The organism is Rhodococcus opacus (genome assembly GCF_012396235.1).
Lineage (GTDB): Bacteria > Actinomycetota > Actinomycetes > Mycobacteriales > Mycobacteriaceae > Rhodococcus_F > Rhodococcus_F opacus.
Genome location: NZ_JAAXPA010000001.1, coordinates 228,705 through 251,164, shown reverse-complemented (window position 1 = coordinate 251,164; position 22,460 = coordinate 228,705). Strand labels below are relative to the sequence as shown.

The 22,460-nt window shown below is 69.4% G+C and carries 24 protein-coding genes; 17 read left to right on the top strand and 7 right to left on the bottom strand.

What is annotated here, in order from left to right; all coding sequences use genetic code 11:
- Positions 1 to 16 precede the first annotated feature (16 nt).
- From HGB39_RS01100 to HGB39_RS01085, 4 genes are read left to right on the top strand one after another with little or no spacing between them, the layout of a single operon-like run.
- Positions 17 to 910, top strand: coding sequence for an XdhC family protein (locus HGB39_RS01100; protein WP_005566269.1), 894 nt, complete (start codon positions 17 to 19; stop codon positions 908 to 910).
- On the top strand, positions 907 to 1,794 hold the full coding sequence (locus tag HGB39_RS01095; protein WP_005258486.1) for an AAA family ATPase: 888 nt from the start codon (positions 907 to 909) through the stop codon (positions 1,792 to 1,794). The genes HGB39_RS01100 and HGB39_RS01095 overlap by 4 nt, the downstream gene beginning before the upstream one ends.
- 12 nt (positions 1,795 to 1,806) lie before the next feature.
- A complete protein-coding gene (locus tag HGB39_RS01090; protein WP_005566267.1) occupies positions 1,807 to 2,448 on the top strand; it encodes an SRPBCC family protein in 642 nt (213 codons plus the stop codon).
- Positions 2,445 to 3,662: a vWA domain-containing protein gene (locus HGB39_RS01085; RefSeq protein WP_005566265.1), complete on the top strand. Its 1,218-nt coding sequence runs from the start codon at positions 2,445 to 2,447 to the stop codon at positions 3,660 to 3,662. The genes HGB39_RS01090 and HGB39_RS01085 overlap by 4 nt, the downstream gene beginning before the upstream one ends.
- Positions 3,663 to 4,077: 415 nt before the next feature.
- On the opposite strand, the gene ligD is transcribed toward HGB39_RS01085, so the two are convergent.
- From ligD to HGB39_RS01070, 3 genes are all read right to left on the bottom strand, one after another.
- The gene (ligD, locus tag HGB39_RS01080; protein WP_005566263.1) at positions 4,078 to 5,049 is read right to left on the bottom strand and encodes a non-homologous end-joining DNA ligase; all 972 of its coding nucleotides are present in this window, start codon (positions 5,047 to 5,049) and stop codon (positions 4,078 to 4,080) included.
- A gap of 115 nt (positions 5,050 to 5,164) precedes the next feature.
- Positions 5,165 to 5,599, bottom strand: a complete 435-nt coding sequence (locus tag HGB39_RS01075; RefSeq protein WP_043789608.1) for a PAS domain-containing protein — start codon at positions 5,597 to 5,599, stop codon at positions 5,165 to 5,167.
- 57 nt (positions 5,600 to 5,656) lie between these two features.
- Complete coding sequence (locus HGB39_RS01070) at positions 5,657 to 7,252, bottom strand: serine/threonine-protein kinase (protein ID WP_005566259.1); 1,596 nt, start codon at positions 7,250 to 7,252, stop codon at positions 5,657 to 5,659.
- A 188-nt stretch (positions 7,253 to 7,440) separates the two neighbouring features.
- Here HGB39_RS01070 and HGB39_RS01065 point away from each other — a divergent pair, with 188 nt between their 5' ends.
- Positions 7,441 to 7,929, top strand: a complete 489-nt coding sequence (locus HGB39_RS01065) for an FBP domain-containing protein (protein WP_005566258.1) — start codon at positions 7,441 to 7,443, stop codon at positions 7,927 to 7,929.
- A gap of 207 nt (positions 7,930 to 8,136) precedes the next feature.
- Here HGB39_RS01065 and HGB39_RS01060 read toward each other — a convergent pair whose 3' ends face one another.
- The gene (locus HGB39_RS01060) at positions 8,137 to 9,255 is read right to left on the bottom strand and encodes an AbrB family protein (RefSeq protein ID WP_005258473.1); all 1,119 of its coding nucleotides are present in this window, start codon (positions 9,253 to 9,255) and stop codon (positions 8,137 to 8,139) included.
- Positions 9,256 to 9,348: 93 nt separating this feature from the next.
- Here HGB39_RS01060 and HGB39_RS01055 point away from each other — a divergent pair, with 93 nt between their 5' ends.
- The 3 genes from HGB39_RS01055 (at position 9,349) to HGB39_RS01045 (ending at position 11,459) form a co-directional block, all read left to right on the top strand.
- Positions 9,349 to 10,047 carry a GntR family transcriptional regulator gene (locus tag HGB39_RS01055; RefSeq protein WP_005566256.1) on the top strand — a complete coding sequence of 233 codons (699 nt, stop codon included), beginning with the start codon at positions 9,349 to 9,351 and terminating at the stop codon, positions 10,045 to 10,047.
- Positions 10,048 to 10,122: 75 nt separating this feature from the next.
- Positions 10,123 to 10,314, top strand: coding sequence for a hypothetical protein (locus HGB39_RS01050; protein WP_005566254.1), 192 nt, complete (start codon positions 10,123 to 10,125; stop codon positions 10,312 to 10,314).
- A 77-nt stretch (positions 10,315 to 10,391) separates the two neighbouring features.
- The gene (locus tag HGB39_RS01045; RefSeq protein WP_081276634.1) at positions 10,392 to 11,459 is read left to right on the top strand and encodes a LacI family DNA-binding transcriptional regulator; all 1,068 of its coding nucleotides are present in this window, start codon (positions 10,392 to 10,394) and stop codon (positions 11,457 to 11,459) included.
- 13 nt (positions 11,460 to 11,472) lie between these two features.
- On the opposite strand, the gene HGB39_RS01040 is transcribed toward HGB39_RS01045, so the two are convergent.
- Together HGB39_RS01040 and HGB39_RS01035 are read right to left on the bottom strand one after the other, a co-directional pair.
- On the bottom strand, positions 11,473 to 11,952 hold the full coding sequence (locus HGB39_RS01040; RefSeq protein WP_064080859.1) for an FAD-dependent oxidoreductase: 480 nt from the start codon (positions 11,950 to 11,952) through the stop codon (positions 11,473 to 11,475).
- Between the two features lie 207 nt (positions 11,953 to 12,159).
- Positions 12,160 to 12,480, bottom strand: coding sequence for an FAD-dependent monooxygenase family protein (locus tag HGB39_RS01035; RefSeq protein ID WP_005566215.1), 321 nt, complete (start codon positions 12,478 to 12,480; stop codon positions 12,160 to 12,162).
- 250 nt (positions 12,481 to 12,730) lie between these two features.
- On the opposite strand from HGB39_RS01035, the gene HGB39_RS01030 reads away from it, so the two are divergent.
- Together HGB39_RS01030 and HGB39_RS01025 are read left to right on the top strand one after the other, a co-directional pair.
- A complete protein-coding gene (locus HGB39_RS01030; protein WP_005566213.1) occupies positions 12,731 to 13,909 on the top strand; it encodes a Gfo/Idh/MocA family protein in 1,179 nt (392 codons plus the stop codon).
- A gap of 65 nt (positions 13,910 to 13,974) precedes the next feature.
- Positions 13,975 to 14,976 (top strand): sugar phosphate isomerase/epimerase family protein, encoded by a 1,002-nt coding sequence (locus HGB39_RS01025; RefSeq protein WP_005243623.1) that lies wholly within the window; start codon positions 13,975 to 13,977, stop codon positions 14,974 to 14,976.
- 75 nt (positions 14,977 to 15,051) lie between these two features.
- Here HGB39_RS01025 and HGB39_RS01020 read toward each other — a convergent pair whose 3' ends face one another.
- Positions 15,052 to 15,951 (bottom strand): LysR family transcriptional regulator, encoded by a 900-nt coding sequence (locus HGB39_RS01020; RefSeq protein ID WP_005566212.1) that lies wholly within the window; start codon positions 15,949 to 15,951, stop codon positions 15,052 to 15,054.
- Between the two features lie 83 nt (positions 15,952 to 16,034).
- Here HGB39_RS01020 and HGB39_RS01015 point away from each other — a divergent pair, with 83 nt between their 5' ends.
- From HGB39_RS01015 to HGB39_RS00985, 7 genes are read left to right on the top strand one after another with little or no spacing between them, the layout of a single operon-like run.
- Positions 16,035 to 16,925: an EamA family transporter gene (locus HGB39_RS01015; protein ID WP_005566210.1), complete on the top strand. Its 891-nt coding sequence runs from the start codon at positions 16,035 to 16,037 to the stop codon at positions 16,923 to 16,925.
- 41 nt (positions 16,926 to 16,966) lie between these two features.
- Positions 16,967 to 17,551 (top strand): biotin transporter BioY, encoded by a 585-nt coding sequence (locus tag HGB39_RS01010; protein WP_081276633.1) that lies wholly within the window; start codon positions 16,967 to 16,969, stop codon positions 17,549 to 17,551.
- Complete coding sequence (locus tag HGB39_RS39780; protein ID WP_005566206.1) at positions 17,548 to 18,669, top strand: class I adenylate-forming enzyme family protein; 1,122 nt, start codon at positions 17,548 to 17,550, stop codon at positions 18,667 to 18,669. Before HGB39_RS01010 ends, HGB39_RS39780 begins: the two co-directional genes overlap by 4 nt.
- Positions 18,666 to 19,793 (top strand): thiolase family protein, encoded by a 1,128-nt coding sequence (locus HGB39_RS01000; RefSeq protein WP_064080860.1) that lies wholly within the window; start codon positions 18,666 to 18,668, stop codon positions 19,791 to 19,793. The genes HGB39_RS39780 and HGB39_RS01000 overlap by 4 nt, the downstream gene beginning before the upstream one ends.
- Entirely contained in the window at positions 19,790 to 20,470 is a 681-nt protein-coding gene (locus HGB39_RS00995) for an energy-coupling factor ABC transporter ATP-binding protein (RefSeq protein ID WP_005258449.1), read from the top strand. The genes HGB39_RS01000 and HGB39_RS00995 overlap by 4 nt, the downstream gene beginning before the upstream one ends.
- Positions 20,467 to 21,069, top strand: coding sequence for an energy-coupling factor transporter transmembrane component T family protein (locus HGB39_RS00990; protein WP_005574607.1), 603 nt, complete (start codon positions 20,467 to 20,469; stop codon positions 21,067 to 21,069). The genes HGB39_RS00995 and HGB39_RS00990 overlap by 4 nt, the downstream gene beginning before the upstream one ends.
- Positions 21,062 to 22,456: an AMP-binding protein gene (locus tag HGB39_RS00985; RefSeq protein WP_005574608.1), complete on the top strand. Its 1,395-nt coding sequence runs from the start codon at positions 21,062 to 21,064 to the stop codon at positions 22,454 to 22,456. The genes HGB39_RS00990 and HGB39_RS00985 overlap by 8 nt, the downstream gene beginning before the upstream one ends.
- Positions 22,457 to 22,460 lie beyond the last annotated feature (4 nt).

Genomic DNA, 22,460 nt, shown 5'->3' with positions numbered 1-22,460 from the left:
GCTGCGAGGAGGCCCGATGGATCTGAAAGAGCGTGCGGCGCAACTGGCGCGCGACCGCAGGCCGTTCGTCCATGCGACTGTGGTGCGGGTGCAGCCGCCCACGTCCAGTCATTCCGGCGATGAGGCGATCCTCCTGCAGGACGGCACGATCGAGGGTTTCGTCGGCGGTCAGTGCGCGCAGAATTCGGTGCGCACGGCCGCCCTGGGGGCGCTGGCGACCAACGAGAGCGTGTTGTTGCGGGTCCTTCCCGACGGGGCCGTGCAATTCCCGGAGACTCCGGGCGCGTCCGTCGTGGTGAATCCGTGCCTGTCCGGCGGCGCCATGGAGATCTTCCTGGAGCCGCAACTGCCACCCCCGTTGGTGCGGATCTTCGGCACCACGCCGATCGCGCAGGCGTTGGGGGGCATATCGGAACTGCTGGGATTCACCGTCGAGCACGACGACGCCGGTTTCGAGCAGTTCTCCGGCACCACGGCGGTGGTGCTCGCCGGCCACGGCGGACCCGAAGGGGAGGTCATCCGTGCGGCGCTCGACGCCGGGATCGGGTATGTCGGGCTCGTCGCCAGCCGAACACGCGGTGGGGCCATCCTCGACACCCTGGGTCTCACCGAGTCCGAACGGTCGCGGGTACACACCCCCGTCGGTCTCGACATCGGGGCGCGGACGTCGGCGGAGATCGCGGTGTCGATCGCGGCCGAGTTGGTGCAGGAACTGCGGACCGCGGGACTTCGCGCGCCCGAGGGCGATTCGCCTCCGCGGGCGGCGGTGACCGAGGCGGTCGATCCGGTGTGCGGGATGCGAGTCGTGGTGGGGCCGGATACCGCCCACCTCCGGCGGGACGGTGCCGACTTCTGGTTCTGCGGCCCGGGTTGCCGGACCTCGTTCGCGCGGGAGACGGGAGCGGTATGACGGAGGCGTTCGAGGACGTGGGGGACGTGGTCCGGCGCTTCGATGCCGAGGACTACCTTCTGGACTTCGGAACCGCGTCGGCCCTGTATCTCGCGGCAGCCCTGCGCCGCCCGCTCCTGCTCGAAGGCGAACCCGGAGTCGGCAAAACCACCGCGGCGAAGGCTCTCGCGACCGTCCTCGGCGCCCCGCTGATCCGGTTGCAGTGCTACGAGGGCCTCACCGCGAACGAGGCCCTCTACGACTGGAACTATCAGCGGCAGTTGCTCACCATCAGGCTGGCCGAATCGCGGGGCGACGGCCTGACCGAGGACGACCTGTTCACCGAGGAATTCCTGCTGGAACGTCCCATCCTCCACTGTGTGCGATATCGGGGACCGACCCCGCCCGTACTTCTGATCGACGAAATAGACCGAGCCGACGACGAGTTCGAGGCACTCCTCCTCGAATTCCTGGGGGAGGCATCGGTCACCGTTCCCGAACTGGGAACGTTCACGGCCGAACATCACCCCGTCGTCGTGCTGACGTCCAACCGGAGCCGCGACCTCCACGACGCGCTGCGCCGACGATGCCTCTACCACTGGATCGACTATCCGGAGCCGGTGCGGGCCGCCGCCATCGTGCGCCGCACGGTGCCCGCGGCGGCGGCGCCCCTCATCGAGCACGCCACCCGCTTCGTCGGCCGGGCCCGCGAACTCGATCTCGACAAGCCGCCCGGAATTGCCGAGACGATCGACTGGGTGTCCGCCCTCGCGGCGCTGGGGGTGGCCGATCTGGTTCGCGACGACGCGATCCAGAGCCTGAGTGCCCTCGCGAAGACCCCGGACGACCGCACAATAGTTCAGGACGCATTCGCGGACTACGCGCACGGCCTGGCCACCGGATGAGAGGCAACTGCCATGAAGATCGCCAACGAGTTCACCGTCAGCGCTCCGATCGAGCAGGCGTGGGAGGTGCTCAGCGACCTCGAGGAGGTTGCCCCCCTGCTACCCGGAGCTCAGATGACCGGGCGGGAGGGTGACGATTACCTGGGAAAAGTGAAGGTCAAGGTCGGCCCGGTGACCAGTGAGTTCAAAGGCAAGGCCGCGTTCGTCGTGCGCGATCCGAAGGAGCACCGCGCCGTGATCGACGCCCGCGGGAGGGACTCGCGCGGTTCCGGCAACGCGTCCGCGACGATCACCGCCCAGTTGCACGAGGTGGGCGACCGCACCCGCGTCACCGTGGACACCGACATGAAGATCGTCGGCAAACTCGCGCAGTTCGGCAGCGGAATGATCCAGCAGGTGTCGGAGAAACTCATGGGGCAGTTCGCGGAGTCGCTGGAAGCGAAGCTCGCCGGGGGACCCGCCGAGCAGGCCACGGCCGAGCCCGAGGCGGCCGGCACCACGAACCTCTCCGTGGCCCCGCCTGCCGCCGAACCGGCGCCGCTGGATCTTCTGGCGCTGTCCGGCGCGGGTGCGTGGAAACGGTACGCCCCCATTCTCGCTGCCATCCTCGCGGGAATCGTGGTCGTCCTCGTGGTGGGCCGCCGCAGGCGATGAGCGCGTCGGGCGTCCTGCGGGGCGTCGATCTCGCGGCGTTCGCGGTGGCACTCGTCGCCCGGTTGCGCTCCCGTGGTGTCGTCGTCTCGGCAAGTGGCCCCGCGGTGTTCGTGCAGGCGCTTCATCTGTCACCGCCGGGTTCGCGGTCGCGGCTGTACTGGTCGGCGCGTCTGACCCTGGTCAACCGCGTCGACGACCTCGCGTCGTTCGACGCGGTGTTCTCCGCGGTCTTCGATGACGCCGTGCTGTCCGTGGATCCGCACGCGCGACGCGCCGCGGCGGGACGAGAGAAGGCCCTCGCAGGTGTCAGCGACGGTCGCGACCGGCCCGGTGAGGCGCAGGACGTCGAGGGCGTGCCGTGGATGACACGACCGATGATGACCGGTGGCGACGACAGCGGCGAGGACGACCTTCACGACGCGCTCACCGCCGTGCCGGACACCCTGCCCAGCAGGCTCGTGGCCCGCGCCGACGAACCCTTCGCCCGATTCGACGCCGGCGACCTCCGGCTCCTCGGATCCTGGCTGGAACAGGCCACCGCCGCGTGGCCGTCCCGCCGCACCCGGCGTCGCGAAGTGCATCGCCGCGGCCGGCGTATCGATCTGCGCGCCACCATGAACCGGTCGAGGGCCACGGGCTGGGAACCGGTGGTTCTCGCGCGGAGCCGTCCCCGGAACCGCCCGCGGCGCATCGTGATGCTGTGCGACGTGAGCCGGTCGATGCAGCCGTACGCCGCGATCTATCTCCATCTGATGCGGGCGGCGGTGCAACGCCAGACCGCGGGCAGGCCGGAGGTGTTCGCGTTCTCCACGTCGCTGACGAGGCTCACGCCCGTGCTCGCCCACCGCAGCGCCGAGACCGCGGTCCGTAAGGCGAACGACAAGGTGGTCGACAGATTCGGTGGCACCCACATCGCGGGCAGCGTGAGCGAACTACTGGCGTCCCCGCACGGCAACGCGCTGCGCGGGGCAGTCGTGGTCATCGCGTCCGACGGCTGGGACAGCGACGACCCGAAGCGCCTGGCGCATGCCCTCACCAGGGTCCGTCGCCGCGCCCACCGACTGGTGTGGCTCAACCCCCGCGCCGGTGACCCCGACTTCCGGCCGCTCGCCGGATCGATGGCGGCTGCGCTGCCGTTCTGCGATGCCTTCCTCCCCGCGCACTCCGTGTCCGCGCTCCGCGACGTGCTCGACGTGATCGGCGGGATGGCATAGCGGGTGGCGCGATACCACCCCGAGGGTGCCTGGTCGCCGGCCCGTCCTTCGCCGAAGCTCTATGGACGGTGCACACCGCCCTTCAGCTCACAGGAGGAACCCACAATGTCGACTACCAGAACTTCCGCCAGAATCGTGGTCGCCATCGGGGCGATCCTCGCGGCTCTCTCGATTTCACTGGTGGGAACGGCCGAATTCGCCGGCGCCAGACCATGTCAGAACGATTGTCACGCGCCGGTTCCCAAACCGCCGGTCGACGGCTGCCAACTCTGCAATCCCAACCCACCGCCTCCGCCGCCCCCGCCGCCACGGTAGGGAAGAGTTCGGCATGCCAGACACGCGCCTCGGCCGCACGGTCGGGGCGCGTGTCGCGTTGTGGGCAAACCGCGCCGGCAGCGCTGGCCGAGTGCCCCGACTAATCCTCCGCGCCACCGGGATCCGGCTCGCCTTCGGCCTCGTCCCGGTCGGCCCACTCCAGCAGCGGTTCGAGCGAGAACACGGCGTCGTCGATTCCGGCATGCAGGTCACCGAGTTTCGCGAAGCGGTCGGGGACGGTGGCGATGGTGAACTCGTGCGGGTCCACGTCGTCGATCTCGTCCCACGTCACCGGTGTGGACACGGTCGCGTCGGGCACACCCCGCACCGAGTACGCGCTGGCGATGGTGTGATCGCGGGCGTTCTGGTTGTAGTCGACGAACAGTTTGCGCGGATCCCGGTCCTTCCGCCACCAGGTGGTGGTGACGTCCTGCGGGGCCCGGCGCTCCACTTCGCGGGCGAAGGCCAGCGCGGCCCGCCGGACGTCGCCGAAACCCCAGTCGGGCCGGATCCGGACGTAAACGTGCATGCCGCTTCCGCCCGACGTCTTCGGCCAGCCCGTCGCGCCCACTTCGTCGAGCACCTCGTGCACCACCCCGGCCACGCGCTGCACTGTGTCGAACCCGCACTCGGGCATCGGATCGAGATCGATCCGCCACTCGTCGGGACGTTCGACGTCAGCGCGGCGCGAGTTCCACGGATGGAACTCGACCGTGGACATCTGCACCGCCCAGATCACATCCGCCAGGTGCGTCACGCACAGTTCGTCGGCGTGACGGTTGTACCGCGGAAACGTCACCCGCACCGTCTGGACCCAGTCGGGCGCACCGTGCGGCAACCGCTTCTGGTGGACCTTCTCGCCGCTCAGGCCGTCCGGAAAGCGGTGCATCATGCAGGGGCGTTCGCGCAGGGCGCGCACGATCCCGTCGCCGACGCTCAGGTAGTAGTTCGCGAGGTCGAGCTTCGTGGCACCGGTCGCGGGGAAGTAGACGCGCTCCGGGTGCGAGATCCGCACGGTCCGGTCGCCGACCTCCAGTTCGACAGCGGGAGCCTTGCTCTTGCCGGTCGCCATTCAGTCAACTTAACCCGCGTTCGATCCCTTCCGCCCTGTTTGCAGACGGTTTCGCTGGATTCACAGGCAATAGCGCGTGAATCCGGCCAATGTCCGTGCGTCTGTGGGGCGGGGGTCAGAAGCCGGGCGCCCGGCCGCCGTTCCACAGTTGTTCGGTGACGTCGTGGAAGCAGACGAGGGTCACCGGATCGTCCTCCCGACGGAGAATGGGCCGGCTGACGAGTGCACGCACTCGGGACCCGTCCTGATGTGTGAGGTCGACGGGTGCGGTGTCGGACTCGCGGAGGTGCTCGACCGCGTCGGCACCTGTCGGTGCGTCGTCCAGGGCGAGGAGTTCGGACACCGGGTGTCCGCGCAGTGAAGCGACGGGATAACCCAGCATCTCCTCGAAAGCACTGTTCGCGTGGACGACGGTGCCGTCGCTCTCGACCGCCAGGACGGGAACCGGAAGGCGTTCGAGCAGGACGAGGGCGGGTAGCTGCTCGAGGTAGCCCAAGGGAGTTTCCGGGGTCGGGCGACGTCTCTCCTCATGCTCTGCCTGTGCGCTCACAGACCTATACTCTCACCGATTCCGACCGCTCGTCCCGTTGTCGCCGCAGACGGCGATTCAGCGGTGCGCGGACTCGACCATCGGTTCGGTCGCGAGGATCCGTCCGTCGCCGCTGACGATGGTCAGGGCGGACGGGGTCAGCCGGTACTGGGTGCCGCCGTCGCCGGTGGCCACGAAGCCGGTACCGCTCGAGATCGGATCGTCGACGGAGATGGCGGCGCCGTCGCTGATGCGCACGCCCTGGTAGTAGTAGCGGCCCACTCCCGTCTCGCAGACCACGACGAGAGACTTCGTGGTGCGACCGATGAACACCGCCGGGTTGGTGTAGTTGCAGCGCGCGTCGGACGGGGCCAGGAAACCTTGCCGATCGGCGCCCGACACCTCGCCGACGATCGTCGGCGGGGGAGCCGTCGTCGTACGCGGCGTCGTCACGGCAGGCGGGACCGTCGCCGGAGCCGCGGACGCGGCGGGTACGTCCTCTGTGGCCGAGGCGCGCACCTGACTGCTGGTGGCCGCGGCGACGGTGGATGCGTCCGGTGTGTTCCGATCCAGCACGAGCCATCCGACCACCCCGCCGAGGACCAGCAGCGCAATCACCAGCACGGTCACCGTCACCGGCAGGGCCACCGACCGTCGTGCCGGCGGGGCGTAGGGAGTCGACGGGTAATACGGCGCCGCCGGGGGCTGCGCAGGTGGCTCGCCGTGGAATGCGGTCGGCGGGTAGACCGGTGGACGGCCGCGGTCGTCGACGCGCGTCGGTTCGGACCGCATCCCCGACGAGGGTTCCGGGCGGGTCGCGATGTCGGGTTCGGTCCTCCGCTCGCGAGCGGTCAACGCGGACCGGGCGGCGGCCGCGAAGTCGCCGGCCGTCGGGTACCGATCGCGGGGGTCCTTCGCCAGGCCTCGGGCGATCACCTCGTCGAACGCGGCGGGCACGTCGGGTCGAATCGAGCTGGGGCTGGGCACCGGCGTCGTGAGGTGGGCGCGGATCGCGCTGCTGATGCTGTTGGACGGGAACGGGATGGACCCCGTGAGGCATTCGTAGAGGACACACGCCAGCGAGTAGACGTCCGCGCGGGCATCGACCGGCGCATTGTCGAACCGCTCGGGCGCCATGTACGCGTAGGAGCCGACGGCACTGCCGAGCGTGGTCAGGCGGAGGTCGGAACTCGAGTGCGCGATACCGAAGTCGACGAGGTACGCGAACTCCCCGGCGGTGACGAGGATGTTCTCCGGCTTGACGTCGCGGTGGATGAGACCGTCGGTGTGCGCGGCGTCGAGCGCCGCCGCGATCTGGTCGACGATCGCGACCGCGTGTGCGGGACCCATCGGGCCCCGTGTGCGGAGCAGTGAACGCAGATCCTGTCCCACGACCAGGCGCATGTCGATGTACAGCACACCGTCGATTTCGCCCCAGTCGTGAATCGGAATGACGTGCGGCTCCTGCAACCGCGCCGCGGCATGCGATTCGCGTCGGAACCGCTGCTGGTAGGTGGGGTCCTTCGCGAGGTCGACGTCGAGGATCTTGAGGGCGACGGTGCGATCCTTGGTGGTGTCGTACGCCTCGTACACCTCACCCATTCCGCCTCGTCCGAGCAGAGCCCTGAGATGGTATTGCCCGAACTGCGAGCCGACCCGTGTACCTGCCGCCATTGCCGTTCCCCTCGAAGCCGGAAACAGCACGATACACGCAGATGTCGCGCTGTCCTGGGACGCTCGCGACACCCGCCGCACCCGCGACGCGGCCAGAGATCGTTCGGAAAATCCGTTGCTCGACCTCACCGCTGTCCGTAGTGTCACGTGGCTTTGTCAACCCGTTCACAGAAGGAGTTCACCTCGACATGGAACCCGTCACCGAACGCGACATCAGGTCGTCGTTCATCAACTGCTCCAAAGGCGACGCCAAGCGTCTGCCCGTCCCTCGGGATCTGGACGATCGGCCCTGGGACGACCTCGACTTCCTCGGCTGGAGTGACCCGTCGTTTCCCGGCCGCTGCTATGTCGTCGTGCCGCGAGACGGTGGTCTGGTCGGCGTCGCGCTGCGCTACGAAACGGGCGGTTATCGTCGCGCGCAGATGTGCACCGTCTGCATGACCACGCACGCCAACGGCGGCGTCTCGCTGATGACCGCGCGCAAGTCGGGTGAATCCGGACGCCGCGGCAACTCGATCGGCACCTACATGTGCGCCGATCTCGCCTGCTCGCTCTACGCGCGCCGGAAGAAGTCTCCCGCGCTGGGCAGGCAGTACCGCGAGGATCTCGAGCCCGAGGAGCGGATCGCGCGGGTCCGCGACAACCTCGATGCCTTCATCGCGAGGGTCTACGGCTGACCGACCCGACACCCACCCACCGTGCAGCTCGGTAGCTGCTGACAAGAATCGGAGGTAGATGCCATGCGCCGACATTCGAGGAACCCACTTCCCGGTGGACCCCGAGTTCGGAGACACTGCAACGAGACTCGGGGTGTTCGGGACTCCTCTCCGGTCGAGACGGCCCGGACGCCAGCGGGACCGTCCTGTCCGGAGAGGATTCCCGAACTACGCTCGTCGACGCCGAGAACTGAAGTGGGCAAACACCTTCGCCATGATCGGGGTGGTGACGAGCATGATGACCAGGCGCAACACCTGAGCGGCCGCGACGAACGTGACATTGGAGGCGGTGGATGCCGAGACGGCCAGCACCGCCGCCAGGCCACCGGGCGTGGTGGCGAGATAGGCCTCGAGCAGGCTCGCGCCGGTGAGGTGGGAGAGTAGGACGCCCAGCCCGGCGCAGGCCGCCCCGACCAGCAAGGTGAGCAGCGCCGCGTACGGCAGGATTCGTCCGATCGCCCGCAGGCTCGCCCGGTCGAACGCGAGCCCGGCCTGCCAGCCGATGAGGATCAGCGCGGCGGTCATCAGCATCGGCGGGACCGCGACCGCGTCGCTCCAGCCGCCGAGTTCGAACCCGGCACTCACGGCCAGCGGACCCAATGTCGCGGGCGCGGGTAGTCGCACGAGTGACGCCACAGCGGTGCCGCCCACGATGAACAGTGCCAGGAATGGCAGGGTCACATACCATTCGGACCCGCCGCCCTCGGTGCCTGTCACGGTGTCTGCACCGGTATCCGCGCGGAAGCCGAACGTGACGATCATCGGCATCGACACGACGACGAGCGCCACCCTCAGATACTGCACCACTGCGACGACCCGGTCGTCGCCGCCGAGTTCGCGGGCCATCGCGACGAGTCCGGTGGCGCCGCCCGCAGTCATGGAGAGGGATCCGGTCACCGCGTCCACGTCACGGTGCAGCGCGAGGAGGGCGCCGGCCGCCACGCTGAGCGCGAGAGTCGCGGCCGCGATCGAGACCACCGGCACCCACATCGAGCCTAGGGCGGCGATCGTGTCCCGGTGCACCATCAGTCCGACGGCGCTCGCCAGCACTCCCTGGGCAAGCTTCCCCAGCGGGCGGGGCACGCGGGACGGGCCCCAGCCGGTGACGGCCAGGGTCGCCGCGACGATCAGAGCCGAGAAGAGACCGGCCGCTGTCAGTCCGACGCTCTCGCCGAGCGCCCAGCCGCCGATCGAGAGTGCGATCAGTGCGGCCCACCGAAGTCCGTGACGGCGCAGTTCGGACGCGCGCGTCGGCACGGATCGTTCGGTGGATTGCACGTCGTTCACGTGTGGACGCCTACTTCGGGATGCTGTTCCTGTTCTATGGTGCGCATTAGCGTATACCTTAGCTCATACGGTGGGGAACGTTAGGATGTATGCATGGCGCGCGAAAGCAAGAGCGAACAGGTATACGTGCAGCTCAAACAGGACATTCTGAACGGGACCCTGTCTCCGGGGCAGTCGCTGAGTGCTATCGACGTGGGCACGCGGTTCTCGGCGTCTCGCACCCCGGTGCGTCAGGCCTTCCTTCGGCTCGAAGCAGACGGGCTGGTCTCGCTCACCGACCGGCAGGGGGCACGGGTCGCTCCCATCTCCATCAAGAGTGTTCGGGACCTGTTCGAGCTACGCATCCTGCTCGAGGCGGCCGCGGCGCGCATGGTCGCCGAGGCCGTCGGCCGGGACACCGCGGCCCGGCAGCAATTCGACGAGGTAGCGGACGCACTCGGGGCGATCTCGGAGGAGGACCCGTCCGAGTCCCGGCGGGATCGTTTCTACGAACTCACCGAAACGTACGACCAGGCGGTGATCGCGCACACCCGGAACTCGCAACTGGCCCGATCGATTGCCGAACTCCGGCCGCACACGGAGAGACTGCGCAACATCGCCCACTCCCACCCGGACCGTCTGGACGTCTCGCTGGCGGAGCACCGGGCGATGTGCCGTGCGATCCTCGCCGGCGACGGACCGGCGGCTGCCGCGGCCTGCACCGAGCACCTGACCCAGACGCAGAAGACCATCCTCGACGCGGTCGTCGATCCGCAGGGATCGGCCGTCGCCATCGACCTGGTCACCGCGTAGTCGGCACGGTCAGAGCGCGAGGATGGCGGGGACGCTGAGGACTGCCACGTAGTACCCCATGAACAGGACGCCTGCGTGGATCGTGAACGCCCGCGACAGCAGGCCTCCGAGGAGTCCGACTGTGAGGGTGACGGCGAGTCCGACGACGCCGCCCTCCCAGACGCTGATGACGACGACCGCCGCTTCGTGCAGGGAGCGCTCGTGCTCGCCAGCGCCCAGAACATCGAACGTCGCGCGTTCTCCTGCCGGCTAGCTGCGTTCGGGTAGGTAGCCCGGTCTAGTACTTCGGTCTATGTCGGATACTCTGGGTGTGCCTCGTGCTCGGCGAGCGAAAGGGTCTGCACATGCGAAGCGACGACGACGCCCGGAGCGGTGGTCCTGCTCCGATGCCCCGGCAGGCCGTCACCATGCAGGACATCGCCGACCGTGTCGGGGTGTCGAAGGCGTTGGTCTCCATGGTGTTTCGGCGCGTTCCCGGACCGAGTGCCGAGACGCGGAAGCGGGTCCTCGACGTCGCGGACGAGCTCGGGTACCGGCCGAACCGTACGGCCGCACTGATGTCGCTCCGGCGGACCCACCTCGTGGGTGTGACGGCGGATATTCGCAACAGCTTCCACGCCGAGATGGTCGAGTACATCGTCGCCGCCGCCGACGACCACGGGTACGAGGTGGTGCTCGGTGCGCTGACTCCCACGCACGCCGAACCGAAAGTCGTCGAAACGCTGCTCGATTTCCGCTGCGAAGCCTTGATCCTGCTCGGCACCGAACTCGGCACCGACGTTCTCGACACGCTCGGGGAGCGGGTACCGGTGGTCGTGGTCGGTCGCCGCGTCGGAGACGGCGCCGTCGACGTCGTGCGCACAGCGGACGGCAAGGGGATCGGCACCGTCGTCGACCATCTCGTGGAGCTGGGGCATCGCCGAATCACGCACCTCAGCGGTGGTACGGGCACGATTGCGGCCGACCGGAAGTCGGGGTACACCCGTGCCATGCGTCGTCACGGACTCGACATCGACGTCGTCGAGGGCGACTTCACCGACAGCGCCGGAGCGGTCGCCGCGGAGACGCTGCTCGGGCGGTCGCAGCTTCCCACCGCGGTGATCGCGGCCAACGACCGCAGTGCCATCGGGCTGATCGGCGAACTGCGGAGCCGGGGCGTGCGTATTCCCGAAGACGTCTCGGTCTCCGGATATGACGACAGCGTGCTCGCCCAGCTCGCGCACATCGATCTGACGTCGGTCAATCAGCAACCGCGGGAGCAGGCCGCCACGGCGGTGGACGCGGTCATCCAGCGGCTGGACCGGGGGAGGACCGAATCGGTCGCGACCGTCCTCCGCCCGCGGCTCGTCGCGCGCCGTACCACCGGGCCCGCGCCCGAGCCGATGGAAGGATCCCGGTCGGGCGTGTCCTGACCTGCGGCGGCCGTCAGTGTTCGGCGGGCCGGGATTCCTCGGCCGGCGCGGGCAGTGTGCCCAGATCGTGGGCGTAGAGCCAGGTGGTGGCCCTCTCGTAGTAGTGCCCGAAGGCGATCGGCATGACTAGGTCGCGGAGCCGGCGCGCGAGCGGGCCACTGGTCTTGGCGTCGCGGTTGGTGCGGGCCGCCTTGGCTATCTTCCCGATTCGGGCGCGGCGGAGCCGGTCGTACTCCGCGAGACCTTCCCCGGTCGAGCGGGCCTCGGCGAGTGCCCGGGCCAGGACCACGGCGTCTTCGATGGCCATCGAGGCGCCCTGCCCCGCGCCAACCGGGTGAGCGGCGTCGCCTACGAGGACGACGCGTTCGTCGTGCCAGACGGGGACTTCGGCCAGCGTGTGCATGAGCGTCGGACGGTGCAATTGCGTGGTCGCCCTGATGATCTCGAGCGGCTGCGGCTCGAACCGGTACAGCTCGGCGAGTCGCCCGAGCAATCAGTCGTCGCCGACACCGGCCAGGTCCGGTGGCCTGGGATCGGCAACCTGCGCGGACCACCACACGGTTTCGTCCGGCGCCGGGATGTGGAGAAAGGCGCCGCTGCGCGCGAAAACCATGTTGAACGTGCCGGTCTCGGCCGGGATGCCGGCGGCGTTGCCCGAGACGCTGGAGAGCCTCCGTAGGTGGGTCGGGGCGCGCCGGGATCAAGGACCGACCGGGTAGCCGACCAGAGACCATCCGCGCCGACCAGCAGGTCGGCGCGTGGCACTGGAACCGTCGGCGAACTGCGCGCGGACACCGTGTCCCGTGGGCTCGGCCCCTACCAGTCGGCGGCCGGTGACGATCCGCACCCCGGCCTGCTCGGCGCACTCACGCAGCACCTCGACCAGGGAACCCCGCTTCAGCGTCGTACTGTGCAGCGGATCCCCCGACAGCCGTCCGTGCGGAACTTCCGCCAGCAGCCTCCCAGTGCCGGACCGCCTGCGACGCTGACCTTCGTACGTTCCTCCCGACTTCGCATTCACTGAAGAGGTATTCAGTGAAATTGCATTCGATATCTGCACGCCAAGGGTGCTCGTCAAGGGGTGCGGCCCGCTGGCCGGACCGCCGAGTCGGGGCTTGACAGGGTGTCGTGATTCAGCTCATAGTAGTCGTACTAGACCGGTTAAATAGACCGAACTAGCCTGAGGGCGTCTTCACTCATCCGTGCGGGTGTCTGCGGGTAGCCGACCTGCACTCCCGCCGGGTCACCATCACACCGAAAGGCTTCCACTCATGACTTCCAACTCGATCGGTGTCGCCGTCATCGGCGGCGGCATGGCCGGACGAGCGCATGCCGCCGGATATCGCATGGCGTCGACGTTGTTCGGAACCGACCGCCCCGACGTGCGTCTGGTTGCGATCGCCGACACCAACCAGGCCGTCGCCGACGACACCGCGAAGCGGTACGGGTACGAGCGGGCCGAGTACAGCTGGCAGGCCATCGCCGAATCGCCGGACATCGACGCCGTGAGCGTCGTCGTCGCCAACCAGTTGCACCGGGAGATCGTCGAAGGGCTCCTCGCCGCGGGGAAGCACGTGCTGTGCGAGAAGCCCCTGGCCGGGTCCATCACGGACGCCGAGGCCATGGTCGCGGCCGCTGCGGATGCCGACACGATCGCGACGGTCGGGTACACCTACCGCCGGTCGCCGGCCATCCAGGCGATCCGCGACGAACTCGCGACGGGCCGCCTCGGCGACATCATCCACTTCAACGGGCATTACTGGTGCGACTACGGCCTCGACCCCGCCTCGCCGATCACCTGGCGGTACCGCGGCGGTCCCGGAACGGGCGCGCTCGCGGACGTCGGCAGCCACCTGCTCGACATGGCCGAATTCGTGTGCGGTCCGATCGTCGAGATCAGCGGCGCGACCTTCGCCACGGTGATCACGGAGCGTCCCGTGCCTGCCGGAGTCACTTACGGCCACACCAAGGCCGAGACCACCGGTGAGATGGCACCCGTCGAGAACGAGGACCTCGCGACGTTCACGGTGCGCTTCCAGAACGGCGCGGTCGGCACGTTCTCCGCTTCCCGCGTCGCGCATCAGCTTCCGGACGGACTCGGTTTCGAGTTGTTCGGGACGTCCGGCTCCGCGGCGTTCGACCTGGCTCGCGCCGCGGAATTCTCGGTGTCCAGCGAGGGCCTCGACCGCACCGTGAACGGTCAGCGGCGGGTGATCATCGGTCCGCAGCACCCGTACATCCAGGGTGGCCTGCCGATGGATGCCGGCGGCGTCGGCCACGGCAAGGCGGAGTTCTTCGCCTACCAGGCCCGGGCGTTCCTCGACCAGATCGCCGGCATCGACATCCTCGGCCCGCTGCCGTCCTTCGCCCACGCGCTGCGCGGCATGCAGATCGTCACCGCCGTCGCGGAGTCCGCCCGCGCCGACGGAGCAGCCGTCAAGATCGGCTGAACCCCAAACCCCGTAACCGCAAACCCCCTGAACCGCAACTTCTTCCCACCACGCAAGGAACCCTCATGAAACTCGGTGTGTACACCGCCGTCCTGCACGACCGCAGCCTGCGCGAGGCGCTGGAGACCATCGCGTCCCTCGGGCTCGAGGGCGCGGAGATCAACGCGGGCGGCTTCCTGCCCACCCCGCACCTGCCTGTCAAGGAACTCCTCTCCGGTGAGGTGTCACCGCAGGAGTACCTGAAGGTCTTCGACGAGACCGGCGTCTCCATCGCCGGCCTGAACTGCAACGGCAACCCGTTGCACGCGGATCCCGAGGTGGGGCCCGAGGACGCCGAGGACCTGCGCAACGCCATCAAGGTCGCCGGCCTGCTCGGTGTGGACCGGGTGGTCACGATGTCCGGGCTGCCGGCCGCGCACGCCGGCGGCCAGTGGCCGGCCTGGCACGTGAACACTTGGGACAGCGGCTATCTCGACTCCCTCGACTACCAGTGGGATCAGGTCGCGGTGCCGTTCTGGAAGGAGATCGACGCGCTCGCCCGTGAGAACGGCGTCAAGGTCGCGATCGAGATGCACCCGCAGAACCTGGTGTTCAACCCGCCGACGCTCGAGCGCCTGGTCGAGAAGACCGGTGCGACGAACGTCGGCGCCGAGATGGACCCGTCGCACCTGTTCTGGCAGGGCATCGATCCGGTCGCCGCGGTCGACTGGCTCGGCGACCTCGTGTTCCACGCCGCGGCGAAGGACACCCGGATCAACGAGAACTGCAAGATCTACGGTGTTCTCGACGACCGGTTCACCCGGATCCCGGCCGACCAGAACCCCACCGGACTCGGCGGCAAGCACGTGGTCAACAAGTGGCCCGAGGACTCGGCGTGGGACTTCGTCGCCGTCGGTCGCGGACACGACGTCGATTTCTGGTCCCGTTTCCTCGCCGCCCTGCAGCGGGTCGACCCGGACATGGCGGTCAACATCGAACACGAGGACGTCGAACTGGGACAGCTCGAAGGACTGCAGGTCGCCGCCCGCACCCTGAAGGACGCGGCTTCCGCGGTGGCCTCCCGCTAGAACCCGCCCTGCGCGCTCCCGTTCGAAACCGCCCCGCCTGCGCTCCCGCAGGCGGGGCGTCGTGTATCACGCGGGTCATGTCGCGTCGGCCGATCGCCGTTCCCGGGTGACGGCGGCCAGGCGGTCGAGGACCAGGCGCAGCGGCGGCCAGGTCGACCTCCCGCGGCGGGTCACGGCGTAGGCCGTCAGCACGACCTTCGGGTTGGTGAGCGGGCGGACCGTGACTTCCTTGCGTGTGGGACGGTCGGCCGGCAGCAGGCCCACCCCGTAGCCGGCGGCGATGAGGTCCTCGACGAGGTCGAGGCTGTCGATCTGGTGGGCGATGTGCGGTGTGAAACCCGCGAGCGAGGCCAGGGTGCGGACGGCGTCCTCGTCGGCGGTGTTGCGGGAGTTCACGATCCAGGGCGAACCGGCATAGGCGGCGACGTCGGCGGGTCCGCTCTCGGCGGGCGTGGGGGCGCCGAGTCCCCAGGGAGTCGACCACAACGGGACGGCCTCGAGCGCGGTGCCCGGGGATGCCGGTGCCAGGTTGTAGTCGTAGGTCAGGGCGAGATCGAGTTCGTCGTCGGCGAGCAACGCGAACGCCTCGACCGGCTCGTATTCGCTGATCACCACGTCCACCTGCGAGTGGGTGCGTGCCAGTTCGGCGACGACCGGGAGCAGCGACACCCGGATGCCCGTCGCGAAACCCCCGACGCGCAGGGTGCCGACCGGCTCGGCGTGGGGGTCGAGGTCGAGCCGGGCGGCGTCGACGGCCGCCAGGATGGTGACGGCGTGGTCGGCCAGCCGGCGACCGGCCGGAGTGAGCCGCACCCGGCGGCCGGTCGGTTCGACGAGCTGCGCACCCGTCTCCTTCGCGAGTGCGGCGATCTGCTGGGAGACGGTCGAGGTGGTCAGCCGGTGTGTCTCGGCGACCTCACGCATGGAGCCGAGGCGGGAGAGCTCGAGCAGGAGATGCAGGCGTCGGGTATCCACCCATGCATTGTTCGCGATATCCGAACGGTTTGTCCATGAAAGTCACGTGGACGTGAACGGTCGAGGTGGCCTTCAATGCAGACATGACCAGGAACTCGACCCACGTCGGCGCGACGATGGCGCTGACCTCGATGCTGTGCGTGCAGAGCGGACTCGCGATCTCCGTCGGCGTGTCCGAACGCGTCGGCGCCGAGGGTGCCGCCTGGTTGCGCCTGGCATGGGCTGGGGTGTTGCTGGCCGTGATCGTGCGGCCCCGTCCGAAGGCGTTCACGCGATCGTCGCTCGGCGCGTGTGTCCTGCTCGGAGTGGTCACGGCGGCGGTCACCCTGCTGTTCATGGCCGCGGTGGACCGGATCCCGCTGGGAACCGCCAGCGCGCTCGAGTTCCTCGGGCCCCTCGGCGTCGCTGTTCTGCACGGACGCGGTCGCCTGAAGTGGCCGGCGCTGGCGGCCGTCGGGGTGCTGCTGCTGACGCAACCCTGGGCCGGCGGCGTCGACCCGGTCGGAATCCTGTTCGCACTGGGCGCGGCCGCGTGCTGGGCCCTCTACATCGTGCTCACCCAGCGCGTGGGCGACGAGGTGGCCGGTCTCAACGGGCTCGCGGTGTCCATGCCGGTCGCCGGATTGGTCGCGACTGCCGTGGGTGGACCGTCGATGCTCGGAAAGATGACGCCGGACCTGTTGATCATCGGGCTGGGTTTGGCGATACTGCTGCCGGTCGTGCCGTTCACGCTGGAGATGCTCGCCCTGCGCCGGCTGAACACGGCGGCGTTCGGGACCCTGATGAGCCTCGAACCGGCGTTCGCGTTGATCATCGGGCTCGTCGTGTTGCATCAGGTTCCCGACCACGCGGCCGTGGCCGGGATCTGTTTCGTCGTCGCGGCGGGGATCGGAGCAGCGCGGGCCGGGGCGCGCACGACGCCCGACGAGGGCGACGTCGCGGAGTCTGCCGCACCGTTGTCCGCGCCGACCTGATACCTTGAACGTCGTTCAAGTTTGAAGCAAGAGGAGTCGTCATGGCAGGTGTCGAGAGTGCTCGGGTGTCGAGGCTCGGTATTTCAGCGCGGGACATGGCGCAGATCGCGGTGTTCGCCGCGCTGATCGCGGCGCTGGGTCTGCCCGGCGCCATCACGGTCGGCTTCAGCGGAGTGCCGATCACACTGCAGACGCTCGGCGTCATCCTCGCCGGCGCGGTGCTCGGCGCTCGCAAGGGCACAGCCGCCGTCGCGGTCTTCATCGCACTGACCCTGATCGGCCTGCCCCTGCTGTCCGGTGGCCGCACCGGACTGACCGCGCTCGCAGGCCCCAGCGCCGGGTACCTCATCGGCTGGATGCCCGCGACGCTGATCATCGGTCTCCTCACCGCTCGGATCCTGCCGAAGTACCCGATCGCGCTCGGTCTGCTGATCAACGCCCTCGGCGGGATCGTCGTCATCTACGTCTTCGGCACCGTCGGACTCCTGCTCCGCACCGATCTGGGTGTCGGCGCCGCCATCACCACCAACTTCGCCTTCATCCCCGGCGACCTGCTCAAGGTCGTCGTCGCGACCGTGGTCGCCAAGAGCGTGCATCGCGCGTACCCCGGCCTGATCCGTACGTGAGTTCCGAACTCGGCGGCTCCGGCGATCAGCCTGCTCTCGACTTCGAAGCCCGCACCTACACGTACGCCGAACTCGACCGTGCCATCGACCGATGGATCCTCGAGCACGGCCCGGGTGCGCCTGCCTACGACGCGTCGACGCTGCCGGTCCCGGACGCCCTGATCTGCGTGTGCGCGGCGGCGCGGCAGGGGACGACGGTGATCGTCGAGAACCCCGACGCGCGCCCGGACCGCGCGGTGATTCCGCCATCCGCGTTTCTGCTGGTCGCGACGTCCGGCTCCACCGGCAGGCCGCGTCCGCTCGCGCGCACCGCGGCCTCCTGGTTCGACAGCTTCCCCGCCTTCACCGCGATCACCGGCATCGACGCGACCGACCACGTGCTGATCACCGGCCCGTTGCACGCCACGATGCACCTGTTCGGCGCCGTGCACGCACTCTGGCGAGGTGCGTGCGTCACCGACGACCCGTCCCGGGCGACGGTGGTGCACGCCGTTCCCGCCGTTCTCCGTGAGGTGGTGGGGAAGGCCCCGAAGCTGCGCACGGCGATCGTCGCCGGGACCGCCCTGGACGACGGCGCCCGCGCGCTGGCGGACGGCATCGAGATCGTCGAGTACTACGGTGCCGCGGAACTCTCCCTCGTCGCGGCGCGCCGGGTGCCCGAACCGCTCCGGCTGCTGGACGGCGTCGACGCCGACATCCGCGACGGTCTGCTGTACGTCCGGTCGCCGTACAGCGTGATCGGAGTCCCGGAGTGGTTCGGCGTCGGTGACCTGGCCGAACTCGGTGACGACGGCGAGCTGACGGTGCGCGGCCGGGGGGAATCCGCGATCAACGTCGGCGGCACCACGGTGGTCGCCGAGGACGTCGAGCGCATCCTCGGGACGCTCGACGGTGTCGCCGCGGCCGCCGTCGTCGGATCGCCGCATTCGGTGCTCGGCGAGACCGTCACCGCCGTGGTGGAGCTCGACGGCACCGCGGGGATCGGCGACGTCCGTTCGCGCGCACGCCGGATGCTGACGAAGGAAGCCCTGCCCCGCCGCTGGGTGCCGATCGAGTCGATGCCGCGGACCGCCAGTGGCAAGGTCGCCCGAGGTCGAGTGAGAGACTGGCTGGCATGAGCTCTGTCCCTGTTCTGGTGGCGCCGCGTCGGACGCCGATCGGCAATGCCGGGCACGGGTTCGCCGATCTGACCACCACCGATCTGGCCGCCCCGGTGTTGCGCGAGGTTCTGACGTCGCTGCGGGAGTCGGGCATCGTTGCCGAGGTCGACGACGTCGTCCTCGGCAACTGCCTCGGGCCGGGCGGTAATCCGGCGCGGGTCGCGGCCCTGCAGGCGGGGATGGGTGTGGAGGTTCCCGGTGTCACTGTCGACCGGCAGTGCGGTTCCGGCCTCGACGCGGTGATGCAGGCCGCGCTCCGTGTGCGCAGCGGTGCCGACGAGCTGATTCTGGCCGGCGGCGTCGAGTCGGCGAGCACGGCGCCGTGGCGGTTCTGGCCGCCGGCGGGGGGCGCCGATCCGGTGCGCTACACCCGCGCTCCCTTTGCGCCGCAGGGCTTCCCCGACCCCGACATGGGAGCGGCCGCGGACGATCTCGCGCGGGTGCGCGGCATCAGCCGTGAGCGGCAGGATGCCTACGCGGCGCGGTCGCACACGCTCGCCGCAGCCGCCGACTTCTCGTCGGAAATCGTGCCGATCGGTGACATCGAGCGGGACCAGCGCATTCGCGCAGGCATGACCGAGGCCAGGCTCGCGCGGCTACGCCCCAGTTTCGGTGCCGGCGGAACGGCCACGGCGGGCAACTCGTGCGGCATCTCGGACGGCGCCGCCGTGCTGGCGGTGACGACCGAGTCGCTGGCCGCCGGACTGCCTGCGTTACGGATCCTCGGCTCCGCCGTCGCGGGATCGGACCCGGCGCTGCCCGGACTCGGACCGGTTCCCGCGATCCGCACACTCCTGAAGAGGACCGGACACGACGTGGCGGATCTGGGCGTCGTCGAGATCACCGAGGCCTTCGCGTCGGTGGTGCTGGCGGTCTCGGACGAACTCGGCCTGGACGAATCCACGATCTGCCCGCAGGGCGGCGCCATCGCCATGGGGCACCCGTGGGGCGCCTCGGGGGCGATCTTGTTGGTGCGCTTGGCAAGTCAGATGCTGCGCGAGGACGGACCCCCGCTCGGGCTCGCGGCCTGCGCCATCGGCGGCGGGCAGGGCATCGCGATGCTCGTGGAGCGTGTGTCGTGAGTGAGATCGTCTTCGATTCGGTGACGCACGCCTTCGGGGACCGCCCGGTGCTGCGCGGCGTCGACCTGCGTTTCTCCGAGCGCCGCGTCGGCATCATCGGTTCCAACGGTTCCGGCAAGTCGACCCTGGCGCGCATGATCAACGGGTTGCTGAAGCCCACCTCCGGCACGGTCACGGTCGACGGTGTCGACGCCGCCAGGAAGGGCGCGCAGGTGCGCCGCAAGGTCGGGTTCGTGTTCACCGACCCCGACACCCAGATCGTCATGCCCACGGTGTCCGAGGACCTGGCGTTCTCGCTGCGCCGGTCCGGTCTGAGCAAACAGGAGATCGCCGGTCGCGTCGAGGAGATCCTGGTGCGGTTCCGGCTCGACCGGCACGCCGATCACCCCGCGCACCTGCTGTCCGGGGGCCAGAAGCAGCTGCTCGCCATCGGCGCCGTCCTCATCCGCAGGCCCGAGGTGGTCATCGCCGACGAGCCGACGACGCTGCTGGATCTGCGGAACGCGCGCGTCGTCTCCGAAGCGCTCGATTCGATGGACCAGCAGGTGATCGTCGTGACCCACCAACTGGCGCTGCTGGAGAGTTTCGAACGGGTCATCGTCATCGACGACGGTCTCGTCGCGTTCGACGGCAGCCCGGACGACGCCGTCCCGGCGTACCGGCAGCTGGTCGAATGATCGGCCTGTACCGCCCGGGCGACTCGCTCCTGCACAGGATGCCCGCCGGGCTGAAACTGCTGCTGTTGATCGCGTCGATCGTCACGGCCACGGTGTTCGTGCGCACCCCGCTCGAGGTCGGCGTCGTCGTCCTGGCGGTGGGACTGCTGTTCGCGGTGGCCTCCATTCCGTGGCGGGTCGCCGTGGCGCAGTTGCGCCCGGTGGTGTGGATGTTGTTGATCATCGCCGTGTTCCAGGTGCTGATCACGTCGCCCGCGCGGGCGGTCGTCGTGTGCGGGGTGCTGCTGATCTCGGTGGCGCTCGCCGCGTTGGTCACGCTCACCACCCGGGTCACCGACATGCTCGACACGGTGTCGCGCGCACTCGGGCCCCTGCGGAGGTTCGGGGTCGACCCGGATCGGATCGGACTCCTGCTCGCGTTGGCGATCCGGTGTATCCCGCTGTTGACGGGGATCGTGCAGGAGGTGGCGCAGGCGCGGAAGGCACGCGGGTTGCAATGGTCGATGACGGCGCTGGCCACACCGGTTCTGGTCCGCGCCCTCCGGACCGCGGATGCGATGGGCGACGCCCTCGTCGCACGGGGAGTGGACGATGACTGAGCTGCTCGCCGAGCGTGTCGCTCGACGGGCCGCCGAGAACCCGGAGACGACAGCGGTCGTGTCCGCACGCGAGACCGTCGACTACGGCCGGTTCTGGTCGCGGGTCACACGCACCGCCGCCGGGCTCGACGGCATGAACCGGGTCGCCGTGCTGCCGACGTCGGATGTCGGGTCGCTGGTCGTGGTGACGGCGGCGATGCACGCGGGAGTCAGCGTCGTGCTGCTGCATCGGCATCTCCTGCCCGCGCAGCTGACGCGGGTGCTCGAGCTCGCGAAACCCGGCGCCGTGGTGGCCGCGCCGCACCAGCACACCAGGCTACGGAGACTGGGATTCGACGGGACCGTCGAGACGGCGGACAGCCTCGAATCCGACGGCGCCGCAGGCCGGGCGCGTCCCGGCACCGAACTGCTGGTCGGCATCACGTCCGGCACCACCGGTGAGCCGAAGCTGTTCGTGCGCAACCAGCGATCGTGGGCCACGACCCTCGACCGATCGGACGCGACGTTCGACATCGGCAGCGGGGATCGCGTGGCGGTGCCCGGAGTTCTCGACCACACCCATTTCCTGTACGGCGCGCTGCACGGCCTCACTCGCGGTGCGACGGTGGATCTGCGACCGGTCACCCACTCGCTGCGCGACGCAGCGACACATCTGTACTCGGTACCCACCATCGCCTGGGATGTGGTGCGGTCGGGCATCGGTCCGGTCGGCAGCGTCCGTGAGGTGCTGTCGTCGGCGGCCCGGTGGCCGCGCACCGGGCGTGAGGCGCTGCAGGAAGTGTTGCCGAAGGCGTCGCTCGTGCACTTCTACGGCGCCTCCGAACTGAGCTTCGTGTCCTTCGACCGGGGTCTCGGCGCCGCCGACGAACATGCGGCAGGCGAACTATTCGACGGCGTCGACGCAGCGATTCGCGCGGGCCTCGTTCACGTGCGCAGCGACATGCTGTTCGACGGCTACCTCACCGAGGACGGCGTGGTGAACGGCCCCGCCGACGGGTGGATGACCGTCGGGGACCGAGGCAGGGTCGCGGGCAACAGCCTGCAGTTGTTCGGCCGCGACAGCGACACGGTGATCCGGGCGGGGCTCAATGTGGAACCCGCGGCCATCGAGGCGGCGTTGACCGCACTCCCCGGGATCTCGGAGGCTGCGTGCATCGGAGTGCCCGACAGCCGGATGGGCGAGGCACCGGCCGCCGCGATCGTGGTGGACGGCGACGGGCCGAGTTCCAGCGAGATCTGGCGGCATCTGCGCGCCACGTTACCCAGCCCGAGCATGCCGGTCCAGGTACTCGCGGTCGACAGCTTGCCGCGCACGCCGCGCGGCAAGCTCGACCGTCAGGCGCTCGCCGTCACCCTGTCGGCGTCGCGGGACCGGAATCCCGTGTAGCCCG

Bases quoted from the DNA above. Each gene is read 5' to 3' on its own strand.
- HGB39_RS01100 (WP_005566269.1), top strand. From the start codon at position 17: ATGGATCTGAAAGAGCGTGCGGCGCAACTGGCGCGCGACCGCAGGCCG.
- HGB39_RS01095 (WP_005258486.1), top strand. From the start codon at position 907: ATGACGGAGGCGTTCGAGGACGTGGGGGACGTGGTCCGGCGCTTCGAT.
- HGB39_RS01090 (WP_005566267.1), top strand. From the start codon at position 1,807: ATGAAGATCGCCAACGAGTTCACCGTCAGCGCTCCGATCGAGCAGGCG.
- HGB39_RS01085 (WP_005566265.1), top strand. From the start codon at position 2,445: ATGAGCGCGTCGGGCGTCCTGCGGGGCGTCGATCTCGCGGCGTTCGCG.
- ligD (WP_005566263.1), bottom strand. From the start codon at position 5,049: ATGGCGACCGGCAAGAGCAAGGCTCCCGCTGTCGAACTGGAGGTCGGC.
- HGB39_RS01070 (WP_005566259.1), bottom strand. From the start codon at position 7,252: ATGGCGGCAGGTACACGGGTCGGCTCGCAGTTCGGGCAATACCATCTC.
- HGB39_RS01065 (WP_005566258.1), top strand. From the start codon at position 7,441: ATGGAACCCGTCACCGAACGCGACATCAGGTCGTCGTTCATCAACTGC.
- HGB39_RS01055 (WP_005566256.1), top strand. From the start codon at position 9,349: ATGGCGCGCGAAAGCAAGAGCGAACAGGTATACGTGCAGCTCAAACAG.
- HGB39_RS01045 (WP_081276634.1), top strand. From the start codon at position 10,392: ATGCGAAGCGACGACGACGCCCGGAGCGGTGGTCCTGCTCCGATGCCC.
- HGB39_RS01030 (WP_005566213.1), top strand. From the start codon at position 12,731: ATGACTTCCAACTCGATCGGTGTCGCCGTCATCGGCGGCGGCATGGCC.
- HGB39_RS01025 (WP_005243623.1), top strand. From the start codon at position 13,975: ATGAAACTCGGTGTGTACACCGCCGTCCTGCACGACCGCAGCCTGCGC.
- HGB39_RS01015 (WP_005566210.1), top strand. From the start codon at position 16,035: ATGACCAGGAACTCGACCCACGTCGGCGCGACGATGGCGCTGACCTCG.
- HGB39_RS01010 (WP_081276633.1), top strand. From the start codon at position 16,967: ATGGCAGGTGTCGAGAGTGCTCGGGTGTCGAGGCTCGGTATTTCAGCG.
- HGB39_RS01000 (WP_064080860.1), top strand. From the start codon at position 18,666: ATGAGCTCTGTCCCTGTTCTGGTGGCGCCGCGTCGGACGCCGATCGGC.
- HGB39_RS00990 (WP_005574607.1), top strand. From the start codon at position 20,467: ATGATCGGCCTGTACCGCCCGGGCGACTCGCTCCTGCACAGGATGCCC.
- HGB39_RS00985 (WP_005574608.1), top strand. From the start codon at position 21,062: ATGACTGAGCTGCTCGCCGAGCGTGTCGCTCGACGGGCCGCCGAGAAC.